15 protein-coding genes are annotated in these 22,466 nt (G+C 45.6%); 13 read left to right on the plus strand and 2 right to left on the minus strand.

From position 1 onward, the window contains the following. The first annotated feature begins 48 nt into the window (after window positions 1-48). The 11 genes from AC1DM9_RS01850 (at window position 49) to AC1DM9_RS01900 (ending at window position 18,783) form a co-directional block, all read left to right on the plus strand. Window positions 49-5,154 (plus strand): S-layer homology domain-containing protein, encoded by a 5,106-nt coding sequence (locus AC1DM9_RS01850; protein ID WP_477578208.1) that lies wholly within the window; start codon window positions 49-51, stop codon window positions 5,152-5,154. A gap of 50 nt (window positions 5,155-5,204) precedes the next feature. Next, complete coding sequence (locus AC1DM9_RS01855; RefSeq protein WP_441884984.1) at window positions 5,205-5,840, plus strand: D-sedoheptulose-7-phosphate isomerase; 636 nt, start codon at window positions 5,205-5,207, stop codon at window positions 5,838-5,840. Next, on the plus strand, window positions 5,837-6,844 hold the full coding sequence (locus tag AC1DM9_RS01860; protein ID WP_441884982.1) for an ROK family protein: 1,008 nt from the start codon (window positions 5,837-5,839) through the stop codon (window positions 6,842-6,844). The genes AC1DM9_RS01855 and AC1DM9_RS01860 overlap by 4 nt, the downstream gene beginning before the upstream one ends. A gap of 1,170 nt (window positions 6,845-8,014) precedes the next feature. Further along, window positions 8,015-8,995 carry an ABC transporter permease gene (locus AC1DM9_RS01865; RefSeq protein WP_477578210.1) on the plus strand — a complete coding sequence of 327 codons (981 nt, stop codon included), beginning with the start codon at window positions 8,015-8,017 and terminating at the stop codon, window positions 8,993-8,995. Window positions 8,996-9,074: 79 nt separating this feature from the next. Beyond that, window positions 9,075-9,902 carry a carbohydrate ABC transporter permease gene (locus AC1DM9_RS01870; RefSeq protein WP_477578212.1) on the plus strand — a complete coding sequence of 276 codons (828 nt, stop codon included), beginning with the start codon at window positions 9,075-9,077 and terminating at the stop codon, window positions 9,900-9,902. 79 nt (window positions 9,903-9,981) lie between these two features. Next, window positions 9,982-11,595 (plus strand): extracellular solute-binding protein, encoded by a 1,614-nt coding sequence (locus AC1DM9_RS01875; RefSeq protein ID WP_477578214.1) that lies wholly within the window; start codon window positions 9,982-9,984, stop codon window positions 11,593-11,595. Window positions 11,596-11,651: 56 nt separating this feature from the next. Continuing rightward, on the plus strand, window positions 11,652-13,994 hold the full coding sequence (locus tag AC1DM9_RS01880) for a helix-turn-helix domain-containing protein (protein ID WP_477578216.1): 2,343 nt from the start codon (window positions 11,652-11,654) through the stop codon (window positions 13,992-13,994). A gap of 26 nt (window positions 13,995-14,020) precedes the next feature. After that, on the plus strand, window positions 14,021-15,091 hold the full coding sequence (locus AC1DM9_RS01885) for a TolB family protein (protein ID WP_477578218.1): 1,071 nt from the start codon (window positions 14,021-14,023) through the stop codon (window positions 15,089-15,091). 1 nt (window position 15,092) lies between these two features. Further along, entirely contained in the window at window positions 15,093-16,175 is a 1,083-nt protein-coding gene (locus AC1DM9_RS01890) for a glycoside hydrolase family 88/105 protein (protein WP_441884970.1), read from the plus strand. 1 nt (window position 16,176) lies between these two features. Continuing rightward, the gene (locus AC1DM9_RS01895; RefSeq protein ID WP_441884968.1) at window positions 16,177-17,889 is read left to right on the plus strand and encodes a hypothetical protein; all 1,713 of its coding nucleotides are present in this window, start codon (window positions 16,177-16,179) and stop codon (window positions 17,887-17,889) included. A 96-nt stretch (window positions 17,890-17,985) separates the two neighbouring features. Next, window positions 17,986-18,783, plus strand: a complete 798-nt coding sequence (locus AC1DM9_RS01900; RefSeq protein ID WP_441884994.1) for a polysaccharide deacetylase family protein — start codon at window positions 17,986-17,988, stop codon at window positions 18,781-18,783. Between the two features lie 109 nt (window positions 18,784-18,892). Here AC1DM9_RS01900 and AC1DM9_RS01905 read toward each other — a convergent pair whose 3' ends face one another. Both AC1DM9_RS01905 and AC1DM9_RS01910 read right to left on the minus strand, forming a co-directional pair. Continuing rightward, window positions 18,893-19,759, minus strand: a complete 867-nt coding sequence (locus tag AC1DM9_RS01905; RefSeq protein ID WP_477510863.1) for a phytanoyl-CoA dioxygenase family protein — start codon at window positions 19,757-19,759, stop codon at window positions 18,893-18,895. A gap of 134 nt (window positions 19,760-19,893) precedes the next feature. Further along, the gene (locus AC1DM9_RS01910; protein ID WP_339204815.1) at window positions 19,894-20,766 is read right to left on the minus strand and encodes an AraC family transcriptional regulator; all 873 of its coding nucleotides are present in this window, start codon (window positions 20,764-20,766) and stop codon (window positions 19,894-19,896) included. A gap of 212 nt (window positions 20,767-20,978) precedes the next feature. Between AC1DM9_RS01910 and AC1DM9_RS01915 the strand changes: the two genes are divergently transcribed. Continuing rightward, on the plus strand, window positions 20,979-21,302 hold the full coding sequence (locus AC1DM9_RS01915; RefSeq protein WP_441884963.1) for a UxaA family hydrolase: 324 nt from the start codon (window positions 20,979-20,981) through the stop codon (window positions 21,300-21,302). After that, window positions 21,299-22,459 (plus strand): UxaA family hydrolase, encoded by a 1,161-nt coding sequence (locus AC1DM9_RS01920; RefSeq protein ID WP_441884961.1) that lies wholly within the window; start codon window positions 21,299-21,301, stop codon window positions 22,457-22,459. Before AC1DM9_RS01915 ends, AC1DM9_RS01920 begins: the two co-directional genes overlap by 4 nt. The last annotated feature ends 7 nt before the right edge of the window (window positions 22,460-22,466 follow it).

A 22,466-nucleotide genomic window follows, 5' to 3' on the forward strand; every position in this document is an offset into this window, starting at 1 on the left:
TATCATGGTTAATGAAAGCGCTTTAATAAAAGGAGAGGGGTTTTAATCATGAGGAGCAAGAGGTTTAAGGCTTTTAAAAAGGGGATGACATGGACGATTGTCTTTCTCTTATTATTTTCAAGCTTACCGGTCATATCGAATGGCGCAGCTTCAAACGAAAGTACTTTAAGGGATACTTCTTCAGGGGCGGATGCTTACTTGTGGACAGAAGGGGAAGATTATTTATCTGTTTCTCCAGGGGGTTATTATCGGAATGATGAATCGCAGGCAAGCGGAGGGAAATACCTCGCCTTGCATACGAATACGCCCGATACATCAGCGACTGCGGAGTATCAAGTCGATATACCAGAAACCGGAAGCTACGATATATGGGTGCTGGCGACAGGTATGAGTCTTTGGATGTCCGCTTATAGCTGGAAGCTGGACGAAGGCATATATCATTCACCTCCCGTTGTCACGGAGGGAGCTGTCTTCGCTTCGGAGGGGATGCCCTTTTATTGGCATCAACTAGATAGCACCGAGCTGACTCAGGGGCAGCACAACCTAGCATTTTTAACAAACGCTCCTCGGCAGGGGGCGAACGATAGTCTATATAATCAAGGCATCGATGCGATCGCCGTCGTACCTGTTGATTGGGAATGGCAGCCGGATGGTCTGAGTAAACCAACGGCTCCCATTGTACCTGAACCGTCAGACGAAGAAAATTATTTATGGATGGAAGGAGAAAACGCTCATTCTGCACAAGGGGGTTATCATGGAGCGGCTGAGTCACAGGCAAGCGGAAGCACTTATCTCTTGCTGCAAACCAATACACCAGGTACCTCGGCAACTGCGCAGTATCAAGTGGATATACCAGAAACAGGAAGCTATGATATCTGGGCGTTAGCTACGGGGCTGAGCATTTGGATGTCTCCTTGGAACTGGAAGCTGGACGAGGGCTCCTATACAACCCCGCCTGTTGTGACAGACGGCTCCATCTTTGTTGCTGAGGGCATGCCTTTCTATTGGCACAAATTAAGCAGCGCGGATCTGAGCCAAGGACAGCATGACTTCACGTTTTTAACGAATACGCCAAGACAAGGAGCAAGCGACGGTTTGTATAATCATGGCATCGATGCAATCGCCGTTGTGCCTGCCCTTTGGGGGTGGCAGCCGAATGGATTAAGCAAACCTTTTGATAAGGCAGCCGTTAAATATGAATACGTAACAGGCGCGTTAGATAAATCGTTGGTGAATCGAGAAGAGCAAGTAGGCGTTACGGTTACGAATAAAGCCATTGCCCCAGTCAATGCAAGCCTTAGCTTCTTCGTTGAATTAGTATATGAGGGGGAAGTTGTATCAAGGGCGGTTAAAGAGTTTAATAAAACATCTTGGACGGCTGGTGAGGAGCATACGGAAACGATTCAATTAACGGTTCCGTTTAATGCTCCAAAAGGAAAAAACGAAATCCGTACCGGCATTGTAGATATTTCTTACGATAATGCAGTTAATGGCGAGAAATCGGTTAAAGTAGGCCATTTGAATATTGAACAAGAAGAAACGAATGCTGCGGTGCCGATGCTAAAGGCAACGATAGCTAATCTGCAGGTTCAGCCGAACCAAGCCAGCCCTAGATCCTATGCAGGAAATGTAACGTATGCTTTGAATCAAGCCGTAGATTTTGATACGACGGGATATTTAAGCCTTTATAAGGGCGATGTGCTTTGGTATGTTGCCGAGATTGCAGCTGTGAATACTTCCGAGCTCCAAGCTAATGTGGAAGCTCAGGCATCGTTTAGTTTTACACTGCCTGAAGGAGTGCCTGCTGACAGCTATACTGTGGCATGGGGTCTCCACAAATTGCAAGCAGAGCAGGAAACAGCGGGGCAAGTTGAAGTGACAGTCGCTGCGTCCAATACGGACTACAAGCCATTAACACACGGTACTTTTACCGATGAAAAGCTGGGACAATCTCATTTCTGGTATGCTAACCAGTCGCATACGATGATTTGGGATGGTAAACCATTCGTACCGATCGGTGGTATGTTTACTTCGGATTATTTGCTCTTTTACTCCAAAACAGATCCTGCAATCAATAAAGCAAATTGGGATAAGGATGTTGAAGTACTGCAATATATGAAGGCACATGGGGCAATGGATATGTATATCAATACGGCTGTCATGGAGGTTCCGGCATGGGCATGGCAAAAAATGCTGGATTACTTAGACCAGGAAGGCTTTACTTATGGCCTGCAGGTACAAGGAGCCCAAGGGTTGACCCTTTCCGCTTATATGCCGAGAGCCTATGAAGGAGCGGGCGTGCTGAAGAAAGAGAATATCGTGGATAGCGGAGAAGTCACCTTAACGGTACCCACGTTTCAAATTTCAGGTTATGTGGATGCGATGTCGGCGCTGTATGTGGTCATGAATCCGACGACAGGCGAGGTTATTCAATCCGGTGAAGAGAATATTCGCAAAGTGGATTCAGCTACGCTCGAGCTGCATGCAAATGTTGTTCTTCCGAGTGCGAACCAAACGGCCTATACCGTTTATTTTACACCTAAGGTTAAGTACTCTGGCCATACTTTAAGGAATATTTGGGATGCAGGAGATTTGATTATTAATAGTATGGTAGACACGCTTAGCAAGGTCACCTGGGGTCCCAATTTCAGACTGTTTGTTGATCCTGTTACGAACGAATCAGGAATATACAACGGAGATGAAGGTTATCTGTTTGACTCCCCCATCTATAGTTCACAATTTGTAGATTGGTTAAAACAGAAATATAACACATTGGATGCCTTAAATGAGGCTTGGAAAATGAGCAGTCCTGTTGAATCTTATGAAACAGCGGCGCGTTTAGTGCCCATTGTACGGGGAGAAGGATCGGCTGCTTGGAACAACCAATTGTATTTGGTAGACAAGGGAAATCCAGGTTCTACGTATGCAGCGGATGCTTATCGCGGCGTTTTATGGGATGATTTTGTCGATTTCAGAGAGGGTTCCTATAACGACTATCTCATGAGATTTTCAGATGCGATTACAAATGTCGTTGATGTACCCGTTGTATTTAAGCTTTCTGGAACTACAAGGAAATACTTTATTAATGATAAGCAGACTGGAGGGTTTGCTGGCGTTGGAGGCGAGATCTACGGCGATAATGAATATCTAATTAGAGAAAGATCGGGTTATACCTATTCTCAAATCGAACAATCTGCACAAACCTTATGGTTTTTGACGACGGAAACGCAGCTGGATGAAAATATGGACCGAAAATATCAATCCGGCGAAAAGGGATATCCAGACAAAGAAACGATGTTTAATCATTTTGATAGGCTCCTGGAGGCGGGGAGCAAAGGGATATATGATTTCTTATTTAATTGTGATTATTTCACATCATGCCAGGAAGCTTATGGTTATTATACCGCTAAACCGATTCAGTTCGATTGGCYGAAAGAATACAAGGATGCGATTCTGGCTCCTGATTCTCTAGCACATATTGAAACCTATCGACCTGAGGTCTATTACGTATATCCTGCCGGCGAGACTTGGTGGATGTTGAATAGACGTAATGTTGTACTCCCAGGTAATGATTATCGAGGCGGAGCAACGCTTCAAACCTTCGATAATAAATGGGTTGTGCCTACTTTTGATCCTAATATAGCCACGAAAGTCCTAGTCGTCAGCTTGGAGGACGATCCAGCTACGACCATCTACGGTGAAGCTTTATTGGCTCAGGGAAGCCTAAAGGCTGGCAAACGAAATACCGTGTATATGGGCTATCGCAAAAACCTGGGGGCGTTACCAGAGATTGATTCCTATTTTACGAACGAATTTACGGTATTAGAGAATGGAACAAAGGTACAGGTACTTAATTCGAATGCGACTAGTACGACACAAGTGCTTTATAGCTCAGCGGATGGCAAGCCTTGGGGAATTAGGGATGGTAAGCTTTGGATTATAACGGACCCTAATTGGATTCAGAGCTTTAATGGGAATGAACCCAAAGGGCAAATCAAATATTTAGATCAATTAGACTTTTCTACAGACAGCAGCAATGGAGGTAATAATGGTTCTGGCGGAAGCAATGGAAATATGGCTAGGAGCATAGTGTCAGTGGAAAATGGTAAAGCGATAGTAAAGCTAAGCAATGACCAATCCGTCGTATCGATTCCATTAGCGCAAATTGGAGATCATCCTTTATCCGTAGTGGCGGGTTCGGTAATCGTAAATGTAGATCGAGAACTGCTCAATGCTTGGAGAGGACAGATCGGCAATGAGGCAGGGGCAGCAATTGAAGCGCAGATTAAGCCAGTGAGCGAAGCGGGTGACAATCGGTCAGCCTCTCAAAGTGCAACTGCACAAATAACAATTGCAGGTCAAGTGTATGAAATTAGTATGAAGTTAAAAAAGACAGACGGCAGCGTGGTCGAAGTTAAAGGGGGAAAAGACGGTGTAGAGATTACTTTACCTTATGATGCCGATGGGGTTGATGAAGAGCTTCTCGGTATTTATTACTATAACGAGTTGACTAAGGTTTGGGAATATGTGGGTGGTAAAGTGAACAGCAGTGCCAAAACATTGACTGTCAAACTTCGGCATTTGAGCAAATATGCAGTTTTGGAATATAACAAGACGTTTAGCGATTTGCTCACTACTCATTGGGCTACAAGAACGATCCAAGTATTGTCGGCAAAGCATATTGTGAACGGCGTGAATGATTCCATGTTCAAGCCTGCAGGCGATACAACTCGAGCGGAATTTGTATCTCTCTTAGTTCGTGCTTTAAACCTCGAAGCATCTGAGGAAGTGCAGCTGTTTAAGGATGTGAAGGAGGATGCATGGTATGCAGCAAACGTGCAAGCAGCTGTGAAGGCTGGCATTGTTTCTGGTATCAGTCTTGATTCATTTGCTCCTAATGCGCTTATCACACGTGCAGAGATGGCCGTACTAGTCGCAAGAGCACTTGGACTGAATAAAGATACAAGCATGAATGTCGAGTTTGCCGATGCCAAGGACATACCTGTATGGGCAATGCCTTCTGTGGCAGCAATGAATGAAGCGGCCCTCGTACAGGGAAAAGGGGATAATATGTTCCATCCGCGAGCTAATGCTACGAGAGCAGAGGCAGCACAGTTCATTCTTATTATGATTAATCAAATTAATAAGTCTTAATGAAGTGAAGGACAATGTAATCGAAATTGCTTCTTGAAAGGAAATCATGCATGAATCGTCATCTACAAGCTCTCTATGCCAAGTATCCGGATTTGAAGGAATGTCTTCCTGAAATCCAGCAATCCTTTAGCCTCTTGGAAACCTGTTATCGTCATAATGGAAAAGTGCTGGTTGCCGGAAACGGTGGAAGCGCAGCCGATAGCGAGCATATTGTGGGGGAATTGATGAAAAGTTTCATGCTAACACGTTCGGTTCCCGAAACCTTCCGGCATCAGTTTACGCAGTTATTTCCAGAAGAGGCTGACGAGATTTGTAATGGATTGCAAGGTGCTTTACCCGCCATTTCGTTAGTAAGTCAGAGTGCTTTTATGACAGCTTACGCTAATGACGTAGATTCCGATATGGTTTTCGCACAGCAGGTTTACGGCTATGGCAATGAAGGGGATGTCTTTCTAAGCCTTAGCACTTCAGGGAACTCTCGCAACATCATTCGTGCCCTTCAAATCGCTAAAGCAAAGGGAATGAAAACCGTTGGGTTAACAGGGAAATCGGGAGGTAAGATGAAGGTGCTATGTGATGTTACGATCACAGTCCCCTATTACGAAACACCGGATGTTCAAGAGCGGCATCTTCCTATCTATCATACCTTGTGCATCATGCTTGAGGAGGTGTTTTTTGGAGGATGATCACTTATGCTGGAATTGATATTGGCGGAACCAAATGCGCGGTCACAATCGGACGATTATCGGAAAATCAAATACAAATTATCGATAAAGCATACGTTTTGACTGCGCCTACGCCAGAAGAGACCATCCAACAAATGATTGATGAATTAACCCTTTTGTTCTTAAAATATCCGGGTGATAGACAACAATTAAAAGCGATAGGTATCAGCTGTGGTGGACCTCTAAATAGCCAATATGGGCTTATTCTATCTCCCCCTAATTTGTCACATTGGAATAAAGTCGACGTCATTAGTCCGATTGAGCATTACTTTAATGTACCGGTCGGATTGCAAAATGATGCCAACGCATGTGCCCTCGCCGAATGGCAATGGGGTGCAGGCCGAGGAACCCGCAATATGATCTTCCTTACCTTCGGGACTGGAATGGGAGCAGGACTTATTCTGGATGGACGTTTATATTCAGGAACGAATGACAATGCGGGCGAAGTGGGACATATTCGACTGGAGAATGAAGGACCGATCGGATATAACAAAGCAGGATCTTTTGAGGGCTTCTGCAGTGGGGGAGGCATAGCCCGTGCTGCTCAATCCTTAGTGACAGGACGAATGGATAGCGGTGGAGAATTCCCATCCTTCTATCATCCATCTGATTCCATCGATGAGATCTCTGCTAGAGATGTAGCAGAAGCGGCTTTAAAAGGCGATCCATGGGCACTCCGTATTTTCCAAGACGTCGGACGTCATCTGGGACGCGGAGTAGCTATCCTCATTGATATTATTAATCCGCAAAAAGTTATCATCGGGAGCATCTATGGAAGACAAAGACAGCTTATCGAACCCTATATGCTGGAAGCGCTCCAGATGGAGGCTCTACCGAATTCCTTAGCGATTTGCGAGATCGTTCCTGCCGGTCTTGGAGAAGAAGTCGGAGATTATGCAGCTTTGTCTGTTGCTAGAGACTTGCACATGAGCCAGTCTCAGCTTGATGCAATTAGAAAGGATTAATAAATAAGAGCGAATTATTCAAATCATAAAATGTGGGCAACGTTTATAGTTGAAACAAAAAGATCACCAATACGGGTGATCTTTTTTTATTATTAGGGAGACTTAGTTAATATGACAACTTGGATTAACCAGCCACTAAGCACATCAAGGTTGATATCCATAGGGACGAACCGCAGTCTGTATGGTTTAACTTTGTAAGAACAAATAGGTTCTTACAGGAGCTCAGACAAGCTAGTTTTGGAGCAGTAAGAACCCATATGTGCTTACAGCAATCTTTCGGTTGTGGGCAGTCGATCAGGCTGGCTGTGTAAGAACAAATAGGTTCTTACAGGAGCTCAGACAAGTTAGTTTTGGAGCTGTAAGAACCCATATGTGCTTACAGCTATCATTCGGATGCGTTAAGGCGGTCAGGCGGGCTCTGAAAGAACCAATAGATTCTTACAGTAGCTCAGACAAGCTAGTTTTGGAGCAGTAAGAACACATATGCGCTTACAGTGACCATTCGGATGCAGACTGTAGGCCGGCTTTGTAAGAACCTATAGGTACTTACAGGAGCTCAGACAAGTTAGTTTTGGAGTTGTAAGAACACATATGCGCTTACAGTGACCATTCGGATGCAGATTGTCGGTCAGGCGGGCTTTGTAAGAACCTATAGGTTTTTACGGGAGCTCAGACAAGTTAGTTTTGGAGCAGTAAGAACCCATATGTGCTTATAACGATCATTCGGATGCGTTAAGGCGGTCAGGCAGGCTCTGTAAGAACAAATAGGTTCTTACGGGTGCTCAGACAAGTTAGTTTTGGTGTTTTAATAACAACCAATTGTAAGCGTTTCCTAATAAGTGTTGACGACAGAATCAAAATGGTTACAGGCTCCTCGACCATTTTATGGCACGAATTGCCCTCCTCTTGTATCTGGACTGTGCCTATCTAACTTGGCGCTCTAACTTCGGATTTGCATGCTGAAAACCCAAGATGTCAAGTAAATAAAGGGTTTTCAGCCGATAGATAATGAAAAAGGGATAGCATCACAAAAATGGAAGGTGCGCTTTCAGAGTGAAGGAATAGCAGCACAAAAAGTGGAGATTTCCGCATTCGGCTGTACATGTTACGTTAAGTTGGCAAGGCGTTGCTGAACAGAATGATAACATGCCAAAAGAAAGGGGGATTACTTTGAAGCAACATTCGCAGTCAGCGGATCTAGCTCCCATGCCTAAAATGCCGAAAGCAGGAGCAGGCTCGAGATGGATAAGATCCATGCGGAAGGAATTAAAACGCAATCGATTTCTTTATATGCTGCTAGTGCCAGTAGCCATCTATTTATTGCTATTTAAATATGCACCGATGGCTGGGGAAGTCATTGCTTTCAAAAATTATCGATTATCCGATGGGATTTGGGGAAGCTCTTGGGTAGGATTCCAGCAGTTTGAGAAGTTGTTTGCCAGTCGCGAGTTTTATATCGTATTAAAAAATACGCTGCTGCTCAACCTGTACAGCTTGCTCTTTGCGTTTCCTGCTCCGATTCTGCTCGCGATCATGCTTAATGAAGTTCGGGTGGAGTGGTATAAACGAACATTGCAAAACTTGCTGTACATTCCTCATTTTATTTCGTGGATTGTCCTCGGAAGCATCATTATTGCACTGTTATCGCCATCTACAGGCATAGTGAATTATTTATTGCAGGCGTTTGGAATAGAGCCGATCTATTTTATGGCAGATAAGCTATGGTGGCCGGTGACGTTCATTGTGTCTGGTATTTGGAAAGAAGCCGGATTTGGGACGATTCTTTACTTAGCTGCGATGGCCTCGATCGATCCGACGTTGTATGAAGCGGCCAAAATTGACGGCGCCAATAAAATAAGACAGATCTGGCATGTGACACTGCCAGGCATTCGCAGTACAATTGCGATTCTTCTTATTTTGCAAGTAGGAAAAATGATGGACGTTGGTTTCGAGCAGATATATGCACTGAGGAATCCGGCAGTAACGAGTGTGGCCGAGGTTATCAGCACCTTCGTGTACACAAGGGGGATTGTCAACCTGCAGTATAGTTACACAACTGCATTAGGCTTATTCCAATCACTGATTGCGCTCATTCTTATTGTGTCGGTGAACCGAATCATTAAGGCGCTGGGAGAACGAGGATTGTGGTAAGGGATGAAAGGAGTGATGCAACCTGAAGCTTGGAAAACATAGCGTTTTTTCGGTCATATTTCGCTGGCTTAACTACATCTTGCTGGCGCTGCTTGCTTACATGGCGTTATTTCCGTTTATTAACGTTATTGCTGTATCGTTTAGCAGCAGCAGGGCAATCAATGCCGCGGAAATTTTCATGTGGCCAGTTGATTTCAATATGGAAGCCTATCTAAAGCTGCTGAAAGACGGCCAATTAATCGTAGCGATGAAGAACACCATCATCATTACGGTCATCGGAACAGCGTTGAATATGATTTTTACGATCATTGCTGCCTATCCGCTCTCTAAAGCGAGACTAAAAGGCAGAAATGTCATGCTGATGGCTATTTTATTTACGATGCTGTTCAGCGGTGGATTAATTCCTAATTTTCTGCTTATCAATAGCATTGGACTTACCAATACGTATTGGGCACTTTGGCTGCCAGCACTTATAAGCGCTTACAATATGTTCGTTATGAAATCGTTTCTGGAAGGGCTGCCTGACGAGATGGAAGAATCCGCTGCGATTGACGGTGCCGGTGATTTCACTATTTTATGGCGAATTATATTGCCTCTCTCCAAACCGGTCATCGCTGCATTAACATTGTTTTATGCCGTGGGCTGGTGGAATTCCTATATGAATGTCTTAATCTACATTCGAAGTACGGATAAAGTGTCATTGATGGTGAAGCTGTACCAGATGATCGATTTGGTAAGTCCAGAACTGCTGCGTGGAAGCGGTGAAGGTGTGTCGCAAATCTCGATTACGCCGGAAGGCATTCGGGCTGCAGCAGTCGTGTTTGCTATCGTGCCGATTCTGTGTGTGTACCCATTTTTGCAAAAGCATTTTATTAAAGGCGTGCTGCTTGGTTCAATTAAAGGATAATGTACGGCTTGAGCTGAATATCAAGGGTGCCAAGAATGCACATTTTGATATAAAAAAATTATTTTGTAGGAGGTCAAGTATGAAACAGAAGAGAATACAAAAAGGAAAAATGTTGCTTATGCTGATTATGATTATGGCACTCTTGGCAACGGCATGTTCCAACAGTGGGGAAAACAGCAGTTCTACGAATACAACGAACAAGGCCACTGACAAACCTGCCAACGAGTCCTCTACAGGCGAGAAAGATCCCTATGATGGGATGCCTAAGAAGGTCAGCATTTCCACGTTTGATAGAGGAGCAGTGTCAAGCGATGAGGGTACCTATGAAGAAAATCGCTGGGTAAAATGGATTCGCGAGCAATCGGGTATTGATGTAACGATCGTACCTGTACCGCGCAACCAAGCACAGGATGCGCTAAACGTATTGATTGCATCGAAACAAGCGCCGGACCTGCTGTGGGAATATGACCGGACATATATTGGCAAGCTGGTCACCCAAGGAGTTATTCAACCGATCGGTGATTATATTGAGAAATACAGCACGACCTACAAAAAATATTTGGAAGAAAATCCGGATTTGCTGCCCTATATTACTTTCAATGGAGAAGTTTATGCGGCAGTGACGAAACGTGCGATTACCGGCATTGCAAACCATGGCATGTGGATAAGACAGGATTGGCTCGACGAATTGAAGCTTGAGAGGCCGACGACAGTGGAAGAGCTTGTTGCTGTAGCCAAAGCGATGAAAGAACGCTACCCAGACAGCACGCCAATAGTCGGTCATACGACATTCGATATTTACTCTGCTCTATATGCGGCCATGAACAATCAATGGTATGTGGAAGATGGGAAAATGGTATATGGTGCAACCCTTGACCGTTTTGGTGAAGCGATTGAACTGGAGAAGCAGCTGTATGATTTGGGACTTGTTGATCGTGAATATTTAACGGATAGCAACAATCAGCGTGCAACCCAGTTGTGGACAACAGGTAAAGCTGGAATCTATATGGGGCAATGGGGACTCGGTAATACCGATATTATAACGAAGGATCTACTCATTAATGTGCCGGACGCCAAGCCTGAGCCATTGGAAGCGGTTGCTACTCCGCATGGCAAATATGGTACGTATCAGGAGGCTTCGCCGCTATTTTATGTCACTTTCAATAAGGATATGAAAAATCCGAAGGCCGCTATGGAGTATTTGGATTGGATTTTGGAGAAGGGCTGGTTCACACTCGTGAATGGAGAGGAAGGCGTCCATCATGAAATGGTAGGTGACGTTGCGAAACGTCTTGATCCGGATAAATTTACAAAAGAAGTTATTTATGCAGGAGAATACGCTGTATTGCGTGACGAGAGCGGTTTTAAAGCCGAGAATTTGCTTGTTCAAGCGGCCAGCGATGATTTGTCACAGCGCATTGCTAAGCTTGATATGGAATCGCTCGATATTGCGTTGAAAAATGAGTTCCGCCGCGATATTCCATATCAGCCAAGCTTTGATGAAATTAATGAAATCCGTTCAACACTGGATACCTTCATTAGGGAAACACGTGCTAATGCCGTAACCCAAGGAGACAAATATACAGGTCAATGGGCACTGGATCAGATTCGCAAGGAATGGAAACGCCTTGGTGGTGAAAAAGCAGAAGAGATTGCCCAGAAGTGGTATGAAGACAATAAAGCCAGCTTCTAGATTCTTTTAGATTCGAAGCATTTGCGCGACAAGACAAAAATGAAGGAGGAACAGAGATGAAGCTCGTACAAAATCGGCGGCTTGTAAAGGCGGTTGCAGTACTATCGATGCTGCTGTTCTTCCTCGTTTTTTCTTCTGCATTTTTGACGTACTCCGTATTCAACCGACAGCTGGAGCGGCAGTTGACCAGTACGAACATGGAACTGCTAGGACAGCTGGATCAGAAGCTGGAGCTGTCGCTTAAGCATATTGATAAATCGGCAATTCAGCTGCTGAAGACGTCTGAGGTGGGACGGTTCTTCAATGATGAGCTGACCGATTTGGAGAGCAAGAACAATGCTTTCCGCGTATCCACTCTAATTACGAATGCGATTAATAGTATTGATTATCTCTTTTCCATCGATCTTTATTCCTATGGCACGCAGCGGCTCGTTTCAGGAAATGTATTGACTGAACAGGATTATAAGCTGGATTTCTCATGGATTCCAGAATTTCAGCAGTATGATGGATATTTCAATTGGATGTCGACTCGCAAGGTACAGCTTAATCACTCGCAATATCCGGTATACCGCAATGTTGTAACGCTGGTACGCTCTTATCCGCTTATTCATTCGTCAGGTACGCGGGAAGGTGCGATCGCCGTAAATATTAAGGAGGATCTGCTGTACAGCTTGATTCGCAATACGGCTGCGATGGATAAAGGACAGACCTTCATTATGGATAGTGAAGGTGTTGTGGTGCTGCATGCAGATCAGAGCAAGCTGGGCAAGGACATTAGTGAATTTCCGTATATTAACCAAATTTTGAATGCTTCGGAAACGAACGGCCATTTTTCTGAGCAGGTTGAGCGGACAGCATCCTCTGTTTTTTATGTGAAGTCAGACTATACGGGATGGAATATTGTTCGGGTAGTGCCAGAAGCGCAGTTTCTGAAGCCGCTTTATGCCATTCGCAATGGCCTGCTTATTCTTGCCATTGTATTGTTTGTGGTGGCGACGGCATCGGCAGCGATGGTAGGTCGTTGGATTTTCAAGCCAGTTAACCGATTTATTCAGGCGATGACTCGGCATTTGACGATCCATCCGAAGGAAGGAACAACACGGAAATACACAGATGAATTTCAATATTTCGAATCGACGGTACAGCATATTTTGCAAGATCGGGAAGAGCTGCATAAGCAGGTGATTGAGAGTAAGCCGCTTATCAAATGGCAGCTGCTCACTGAATTGCTTTCTGAGAAACGAAAAAATATTGCAGTGCTGCAGCCTTATATGGATATGCTTGGCATTAGTTTGTATCTAGAGCATTATGTCGTCATGAGCATTGAATTTGACAACAAGCATGAAATTGCCTCGCCGCGGGATTTGCAGCTTTATGCCTATGCGCTCTGCAATGTAGCAGAGGAGCTGATGAATGCAGAGAGCCGCGGCATTGCAGTGGAACTGAGCATTGGCAAATGCGCTGTCATTATGAGCTTCGGCGATCAAGATGATCCGCAGCGCCATATGATGCGGGCGGTCGCAGTAGCTGATTTAATGAAGGATTTCGTTCAGGAGTATTTTAACCGCACGATAACGATTGGCATCGGAGATATTGTTGAAACGGTCAACGAAATTCATCGCTCCTATAAGCAATCGCTCGAGGCACTGAGCTATAAGCTCGTAATGGGGAGCAATTCGATTATTACGAAAGAGGATGTATTTAGCGAGCAATCCCCGCAATTTTACCGATTATTTGCCATGACGGAAGGGATTGTCGCTTCGGTTAAGGTATCGGATACGGACAGGATGAAGCTGCAAGTGCACAGATGGTTTGAATCGTTCACCGAGCATGTCGTGCCGCCGGAAATGATTATGCAGCTGATTGTACAATGTCTGATGAAGGCCGCGACAGCCGCTGTTGAAATTGGCGTTGACCCTGAGGGGATTTTGCCGGAGCAGTACATGGTTGAAATGTTGAACCAGTATGAGCAGCTGCACCATCTTGAGGCCTTTACGATCCAATCACTCTCGAGCTTCATCGAACGAATTAAGGAAAAGCGAAGCAACAGGGAACGAAATGATGTCATTGACAATGTGATGCTCTATATTCAAAAACATTATATGCGCAGCGACCTGTCGCTTAATTTGCTCGCTAGCGAATTTCATTTGAGCGTATCTCATCTCAGCAAGCTGTTTAAAGAACAGCAGGAGTGCAATTTTATCGATTTTTTGATGGAGACGCGCATGAACAAGGCCAAGCAGCTGCTGAAGGATACGGAAGAGAAAATACGCGATATTGCGGAGGGCGTAGGCTATACAAATGTGAATAGCTTTGTGAGATTATTCAAGAAAATAACAGGGCTAACGCCTACGGAATTCAGAGAGCGGGCGCGGAGAGAAGAAGATGGAGAGGTTTGAACTATAGAGGAGAGGAAGGGTGCAGCATGATCATTCGCAAGTTGAAGGATCCTTTAACGAATATCGCTATTCAGGCTGTTGGAAACCCTGGTACGGATACCGGCCAAAACTATTTTACAGCTCAAACCTGGATGGCAGACAGCCGCAATATTATGGTCTGTACAGACATAGATGAGAGCTTTAAAGGGCGTTATGTTCTTTTTGATATAGAGACGGGTGCGGTTGAAACACTGATAGAAAACCTCAGCTGGGGATGCGGTGTTGTATCGTCAAATGATTATTTCTATTATTATGTCGGATCTGCGATTTATGAGTTTAATCTGCATACGATGCTGTCTCGCAACGTATGCAGAATGGAGGTTGGGACTGAGGTGTATGGTCCACTCTCCATCACAAATGACGGAAAGAAAATAGGAACTTACTGGAAACGCGGCGAGGAATGGGTAGTCGGGATTGTTGAGGTCCTCACAGGTGAGGTCTCTGTTGTTGCTGCACCGGGGTTTAAAGAGCCCTACCCTATTGCGAATCATTCGATGATTAATCCTCGTTATGATCAGCTTGTTTTTTTTGCCCATGAGGGCAGGACAGACCATATTGCAGATCGTATCTACGTTGCGGATACAACGACGCGTGAGATACGTAATATTTTTCGCCAGCAGCGGCTGGATACAGGTGAGCATGTGGAATATGTGGGGCACGAGATGTGGGCAGCAGATGGGGAGTATCTGTATTTCGTCAAGTATCCGCAAAGCCCGCTAAAACCAACAGGAGTATATCGGGTTGAAAAAACGGGCAAAGATCATGAACCTATCAATGGCGACTACAGGTACTGGCATGTAGCGCCGAGTCCAGATGGGCGTTTTGCCGTTGCGGATACGTTTGAAGAGGGAATGAAGGTAAGCAAAATCGTCCTCATCAATTTGGAGAAGCGAACCTCCAAGCTGCTGTGCGAGCTGCCTCTATGGAGAGATCATCCCGGACATCCCCACCCCATGTTCAGTCCCGATAGTAAAAAGGTGTCGTTTACTTTTGCAGATGAGGAGCAGCACTTATGGATTGGCATCATCGACATTGATCAATTCACTGAGGAGAACTGATATGACAGGGCAGATTGCAGAGGCGATGAGCAAAATCTACAGTTATATGACCGATGATCATCAGGGGAATTGGGGCATGGATATGAATCAGTGGGACTGGGTTCCTGGTGTCGGTATCATCTCAATTTTGGATTATGGTGAGAAGTCAGGGCAAGAAGAAGCGATCCAGTACGTGGAAAAATGGGTAGAGCAGAATAAGCATAAGGCCGATGCTCAGAAAGTAATTAATGCAATGGCGCCTTTTGCCGTATTTCCTTCCTTATATCGCCGCTCCGGAGAGGCTTGGCTGCTCGCCAAGTCACAGGAAATTGCACAGTGGATGCTGAATGAAGCGCCGCGTACACGCGAGCGGGCTTTCGAGCACACCGTTACGGAGGCTGCCGAGTTCCGTGAACAGGTTTGGGCAGATACGGTATTTATGGCTGTCTTATTTCTAGCTAGGCTGGCGAGAACGACGGGTGATAAGCAGTTGGCTACAGAGGCACTAGAGCAGACCATGCTTCATTTGCAGCTGCTGCAGGATTCGAATTCGGGATTGTTATTTCACGGCTGGAACTGTGAGGCAGGCAACCATTTATCAGCGGTTCGTTGGGCTCGCGCCAATGCATGGATCGTTATGAGCATACCCGAGATTGTGAGTGAAATCAGCGGGTTAGCAGCCATACCAACAGAGCTTAACAAACGATATTCCACTCTTGCCGCTGCACTACGCTCTTGCCAGGCTGCAGACGGGCTGTGGCATACGGTGCTGGATCGCACGGATACGTATAAAGAAACCTCGGCAAGTGCTGGAATTGCATGCGGTTTTCTTAGAGGAGTCAACACAGGTATGCTTGACGCCTCATTTCTGGAGCCGGCTGAGCGAACGCTATCTGAAGTGCTGTCGCTAATTAATTCTAATGGTGAAGTTGCAGGTGTCTCGGGCGGAACACCTATTATGCCATCCGATGACGCTTATAATCAGATTCCGATCTATCCGACACTTTATGGGCAAGGCTTAACTTTACAGCTGTTGACAGAATTTATGCTCTTGCTGACTTCTGAGCAAGCAAACGAAGATAACTTGATTACAGGTGAGGGATGAAATGAACATAGTGGACAATTCCAATAATTCATTCGATAACAGAAACAAGTTGATTGAGCTGATTGATTCCCTAGACTCCCAGTACAATTCAGAAAACCGTTTACTTAGGTCACCCTTCAGTAGTCCCGGCTATCATACGACCATTAAACAGGCTGATTTTATCCATTCAACACGGAGCTCGCTCAGCTATGCGCTGGGTCTGCTGGATACAGGGAAAGAACATTATGAGCAGCGTGCTTTCGATATCATTGAGCAAATCGTTTCCTTGCAGGATACAGATCGGAGCCGCAATACATTCGGTATCTGGTCTTGGTTTTATGAGGAGCCGCTTGATCAAATGTCCCCTCCTGATTGGAACTGGGCTGACTTTTGCGGCAAGCTGCTTGTGCTGATCATTTCAAGGCACGATGCAAGGCTGCCAGAGACGCTGCGGCAGTCGGTGAAACAAGCTATTTGTAATGCCTGTGACGCGATTATCATTCGGAATGTTGGACCGCATTACACTAACATTGCAATTATGGGCGCATTCGTTACGCTCATCGCTGGTGAATGGTTCGAGCGGCAGGATTATGCAAAATACGGTTTGGAACGACTGGAAAAGCTGCATAGCTATACAATGCCTCGGCAGGCGTTCCAAGAATATAATAGTCCGACGTACACTTATGTTGCTATTTTGGAGCTGTCTGCTATTGTAACGGAAACGAGCAATGATTATGCAAAGCAGCTTGGAAACGACTTGCTGAACATCGCATGGAAAAGTGTAGCGGATCATTTTCATGCCGGTACAAGGCAGTGGTCCGGTCCGCACAGCCGTTGTTACAAAACGCTGCTTACACCTCAAAGCAAAGCTTTTCTACAATTAGCAACCAAAGGAAAGCTGGCTTTTTATATGGAGGATGAACTTCCTTATTATGAAGATTGGTATAAATGCGGCGCTGTATGTCCAGAGCAATATGTAGAAGGTTTCCTTGCGCTCGGTCAGCGGACGATAAGGGAATGCTTCGGGATCAATGGAAACGGTAAAGAGAAGTGGGCAACTACTTATATGACGCCGACCTATACACTTGGCAGCTTCAACAAAGAGATTATGTGGAACCAGACAAGGACTTTGCTCGCCTATGTTGATAATGGTGGCGAGGCGACTTACTTGCATCTGCGTGCGCTGCACGATGGTTATGATTATTGTTCTGCTATTTTTCATGGGGAGCAGCGGGAGAACCATCTGTTGTTTGGAGTGAATTTTGTCGTCAATGGCGGTGATACCCACCCGAATTTGGATATGATTCATGGCTCAATCGAAGCGTCAGATTTGCGATTCCGTCTGGAAATTGGCGGCGCTTTGGATCAGGTCAGCACCGTAGTGGAGAAAGGCAGTGTTAGCCTTCGAATAGGGGAGACGCTGGTATCGCTGCGCAGCTGGTTTGCAGCCTTTGATGATCAGAGTGCAGGTGAGGCAGCCAGAGACTGGAGCTGGGAAGTAACTAGGAAGGGTGACTTGCTGGGCATCGACCTTGTACTTCATACCGGTGAAAAGAAGGTTATTGATTTTCAAAAAATGAACGAGGCTGCATTTCTTTTCTCTCTTTGCATAGGACAAGGAGTTGATAGCTTCAAGCCGCAAATCGAACGTACAAAAGAGCTTGCAACTATTAGTGCAAGCTGGAATAATGAGGATATAGCGCTTACTTTGCAGTTGAAGCCTAGTATGCTGTAATTATCCACAAAGCTTGACCCATCGAACTGATGGGTTTTTCTTTTAGCAGTGTGTATAGTCCAGCTGAGCAAAAAGAATAAGAGAGGACGAAATGTGATGAAAGTTCAGTACACGTTATTTCCAGAAGGACGAACGAAGGCTATGACCTTCAGCTATGATGATGGGCGCACTCAAGACCGGCAGCTCGTATCGAAATTAAATCAGTATGGCTTCAAAGGTACCTTTCATCTTAACTCTGGTTTTCTTGGGCGCGAGGGATATATTACAGCGGAAGAGGTTAGAACGCTCTTTCAAGGCCATGAAGTATCTGCGCACACGGTTAGTCACCCTTTTCTAGAAATCTCTCCACCAGATCAAGTAGCACATGAAATTTTGGAAGATCGGCGGACGCTGGAGAGTCTTGTACAATATCCGGTACGTGGAATGAGTTATCCTTTTGGAACTTATAATGACAAAGTCGTTGCGATGCTTCCAGCGCTTGGAATTGAATATGCTAGAACGGTGAACAGCCATGGCAGATTCGATATGCCAGCTGATCCGCTTCGTTGGCATCCAACATGTCATCATAAACAATTGCTAGAACAAGTTGAAATTTTCAAAGACTTTAAGGAATGGTTTAGTAGAATGTCTTTGCTTTATGTTTGGGGCCATAGCTATGAGTTTGACAATGACGATAACTGGGAGATTATTGATCAAGCGGGGGAGCTGCTAAAGGATAACGATACCATCTGGCATGCTACGAATGCAGAGATTATAGCCTATATGCAGGCGCTCGAGAGACTTAGATTCTCAGTAGACAGAAGCATTGTTCATAACCCTTCTGCGCTCGACGTCTGGATAAGCGTGGACGATAAGCCTATTAAAATTAGTGCAGGTCAAGTTACTCAGTTTTAAAATAAGGCTAAGCTTTCGCCATTCCTGAAGTTCGGCAGCTTCTAGAATAAACAGCCAGAAGAGCATATCTCGCTCTTCTGGCTGAACAAATGCTAAGTTCCCATATATTTTATGTGTTGTGTTCGGGCTTTTCTGCAAGCCAATCTTCCAGAGTGGCTACTCTTTCAGGGTGAAGATAGCTTCTTGCTAGAAAACCTGCGCCATGGGATGGCATGGGATCTTGATCCGTTGGTTGATATCGCAAATCTACGCTCCAGCGCACCTCGTCTGATTCATTGGGGGTGGACATATGCAGACAACGGTCATTAAAAAGAATCGCGCTTCCAGCTGGAACGGGCAAGACGACAGTTTTTGTTTTTCCCAGCTGGCTTTCATGCAACGCCGTGTAGCCTGTACCTGTATGGCTTTCGCTATGCCATTCCAATAGCTTCGTGCGATGAGTCTTAGGCTTGATATGCAAGCAGCCATTAACTTCGTTCGCATCGACGAGAGGAATCCAAACGGTTATGACAGGATTAGAATTGGCATCGGGCCAATATGATTTATCTTGATGCCAAGGCACTGCTCCAGCAGCAACTTTCGGAATTTTGGGTCTTGTGTTGTAGACCGGATTGGAAAAAAGCTCTCCCCCGATTAAGGATTCCACAGCGTCCAAAATTTTTGGATTGCTCATTAAATCGAAGTAGCCAGGCAGTCTATCACGCCAGCTTCTACCGTAGTTCAGAAATTCCTCTGAGGTTAAATCCGCAAACAACTCCGCGAGCCTATATTTGAAGGGCCGATGCTCCAGTTTATCGCTAATAAGTCCTGCATGCATTAACTCATCTGCAATCATGGATACTTTCTTATTCATCGCTTCTTTGGCGGGCGCTAAATCCTGTTCCGACAGCAGATTTGGAAGCACAAGATAGCCCTGCTCATTATAAAAATCAATTTGTTCTTTCGTTAAACTACCGAAATTAGATGGACTTGTCATGTTTTATTTCCTCCTATTCGTTATCAACAATTGAACCCATCGTACCAAATAGGAGCTGAAGCTGTATTTAGATAACAGTACGATGATTTATCAATACATCCGCTAACCTGCTTAACATGAAGTCCCTGCTGCGCCTATTTAAAGTCTGACGATAGGCTGCTGCGTTTGTAGCCGGCTGGCGTCGTTCCTGTTAGTTTTTTGAATGTGCGATGGAAATGTGGCAGGCTCTCAAACCCGCATTCGCTCGCTATCGCATGGATTGGCGCATCCGAGGATAGAAGGAGCTCCTTGGCGTGACTGATCCGTTTTGCCGTGACATATTCAGTTAGCGTCATACCAGTAAGAAGCTTAAAGACACGCGTAAAATGTGATGGATTCACTGCCGCTTTGGCGGTTAGCGTGGATAAGCTGACGTCACCAAAAGGATGTTCGTCGATTGTACGAAGCGTTAGCCTCATCCACTCCGGCGCACCGGTATGTTTCCGTTCGGCTGTTGGAGCGGGTATTTGGCGATTCAGCAGAAGCAGCAGCTGAAGCAGATGAAGGACGGCAGCATGGCGGCGCCCTGGTTTATCCATTGTCAACTCATCGTTAATATGAATCAGCATCGTTTCTATTAAGTGCTGGTCGGATGTATCCAGACTGAGCTTCTGGCTCTTCCGCTTGTTAGCCTCCTCAAAGCATTGAACAAAAGAAAAGGTATCGCCTAAGGAGTCCCATTGAACGATACGTCCGTGAAAATAAATGGCGCTCACCGTCAACGGAGCTTCTTCATCCGGCAATGCACGATGGACGGTGTTGCCAGGGAGCAGAAATAAATCACCGGGTTCTATGGCATAGAAGGAGCCATCAATAAAAAACACGCCTTTTCCCGAATGGACATAGACGATTTCATGCCAATCATGCAGGTGGTTGGGCAGCTCATTATGCGAATCCTTTACCGCACGATAGCTGAATTCGAATGGAAAAGAAGCAGCAGCATCAAATTGCTTGCGAATCGGCTTCATTTTGGCGGTACCTCCTTGATGAGGAAGATATAAAAATATGCTGTTCGGTACTAGTGTAATGGCTATCCGAATAATAGTCAAAATAGGGTATGTTTAAGCGTTTTCTCGCAATTTTCATATCTTAAATGCTCGATTATTATGAAGGATAACGATTAAAAAGTGGATAGTAAACCGATTAGTCATGAACGAACAAAAGATGGAGGAGTGGCTGAATGAAACAACAAATGACAGATGGCGTCGATGCTTTAATTATGGATGACCGAGATCATGTTGTGATGGCGCTGCGTGATGTTGAAGCTGAAGAAACCATTCGCTACAGAGATGGTGAGGAAATTCATGAAATTAAAGCACTTGATGTTATCCCATTCGGACATAAGCTGGCGATTAAGGCGCTTAGTGAAGGACAGGAAGTGCGGAAATACGGCGAAACCATCGGGCGAGCGAGCATGGCCATTTTGGTGGGGCAGCATGTTCATGTCCACAATATTGAAGGAATACGCGGCAGAGGCGATATAGCCGGGAAGGTGGAAGCATGAGCACATTTATGGGGTACGAAAGAGCGAACGGAGATATTGGCATCCGCAATCATCTGCTCATCATTCCAACGGTCATCTGTTCCAATCAGGTTTGCAACCGAATCATGCAGCTAGTACCGGGTACTGTGGCCATTCCTCATCAGCATGGATGCAGCCAGATCGGAGCGGACAAGGAACGTACTTTCGAGGTGCTGTCGGGAACTGGCAAAAATCCAAATGTAGGCGGAGTGATCATCATCAGTCTAGGGTGTGAGGTAGTGGATCCCTACGCGCTTGCAGAGGATATTCGTAAAACCGGCAAACTGGTGGAAGTATTTGATATCCAGTCGGTTGGCGGCTCAGTGAAAGCGATCCAGCATGGAACGGAACTAGCCAAACAAATGATGGTGGAGCTTGAGCGTCAGCCGAAAGTGCCTGTTCCGCTGTCAAAACTCAAGGTAGCCGTGAAATGCGGCGGCTCCGATGCCACTTCCGGCTTGTCGTCGAATCCGGCACTTGGTGAAGCCGCGGACTCTTTAATCGCAGCAGGCGGAACAATCGTTATCGGCGAGACGACCGAAATTATCGGCGCCGAGCATGTGCTGGCACAGCGCTGTGCCACGCCAGAAACGGCGGATATGCTGTATCATATTGTCGGCCGTTTCGAGAAAGAGGTAGAGCGGATGGGCGCTGACATGCGGGGCGGCAATCCGAGTCCTGGCAATATTGAAGGCGGTCTTTCTACGATTGAAGAGAAATCACTAGGCTGCATTAGCAAATGCGGGAAAGCACCCATTAAAGGAGTTATCGAATACGCAGAACAAATACCGGAGGGCGGACTCTACTTCATGGACTCGCCGGGCAATGATATCGAATGTGTATCGGGCATGGCAGCGGGGGGCGTTCATATCGTTTGTTTTACGACGGGGAGAGGAACGCCAACGGGGGCAGCAGTCGTGCCAGTTATCAAAATTACAGGGAATAAACGGATGTTTGAGCGGATGGAAGATAATATGGACGTCGACGTCAGCGATATGCTGGGCGGCATGCTGAGTTTGGAGTCGGCAGGAGAGAAAATATGGCAAGAAATCATAGATGTAGCGGATGGAAAATGGACGAAGGCAGAAACGCTGGGCCATCAAGAATTCAGCATTAACCGTATCGGACCTAGCCTATAGAAACATT

The sequence above is a fragment of the Paenibacillus sp. 01T431 genome (genome assembly GCF_056398625.1).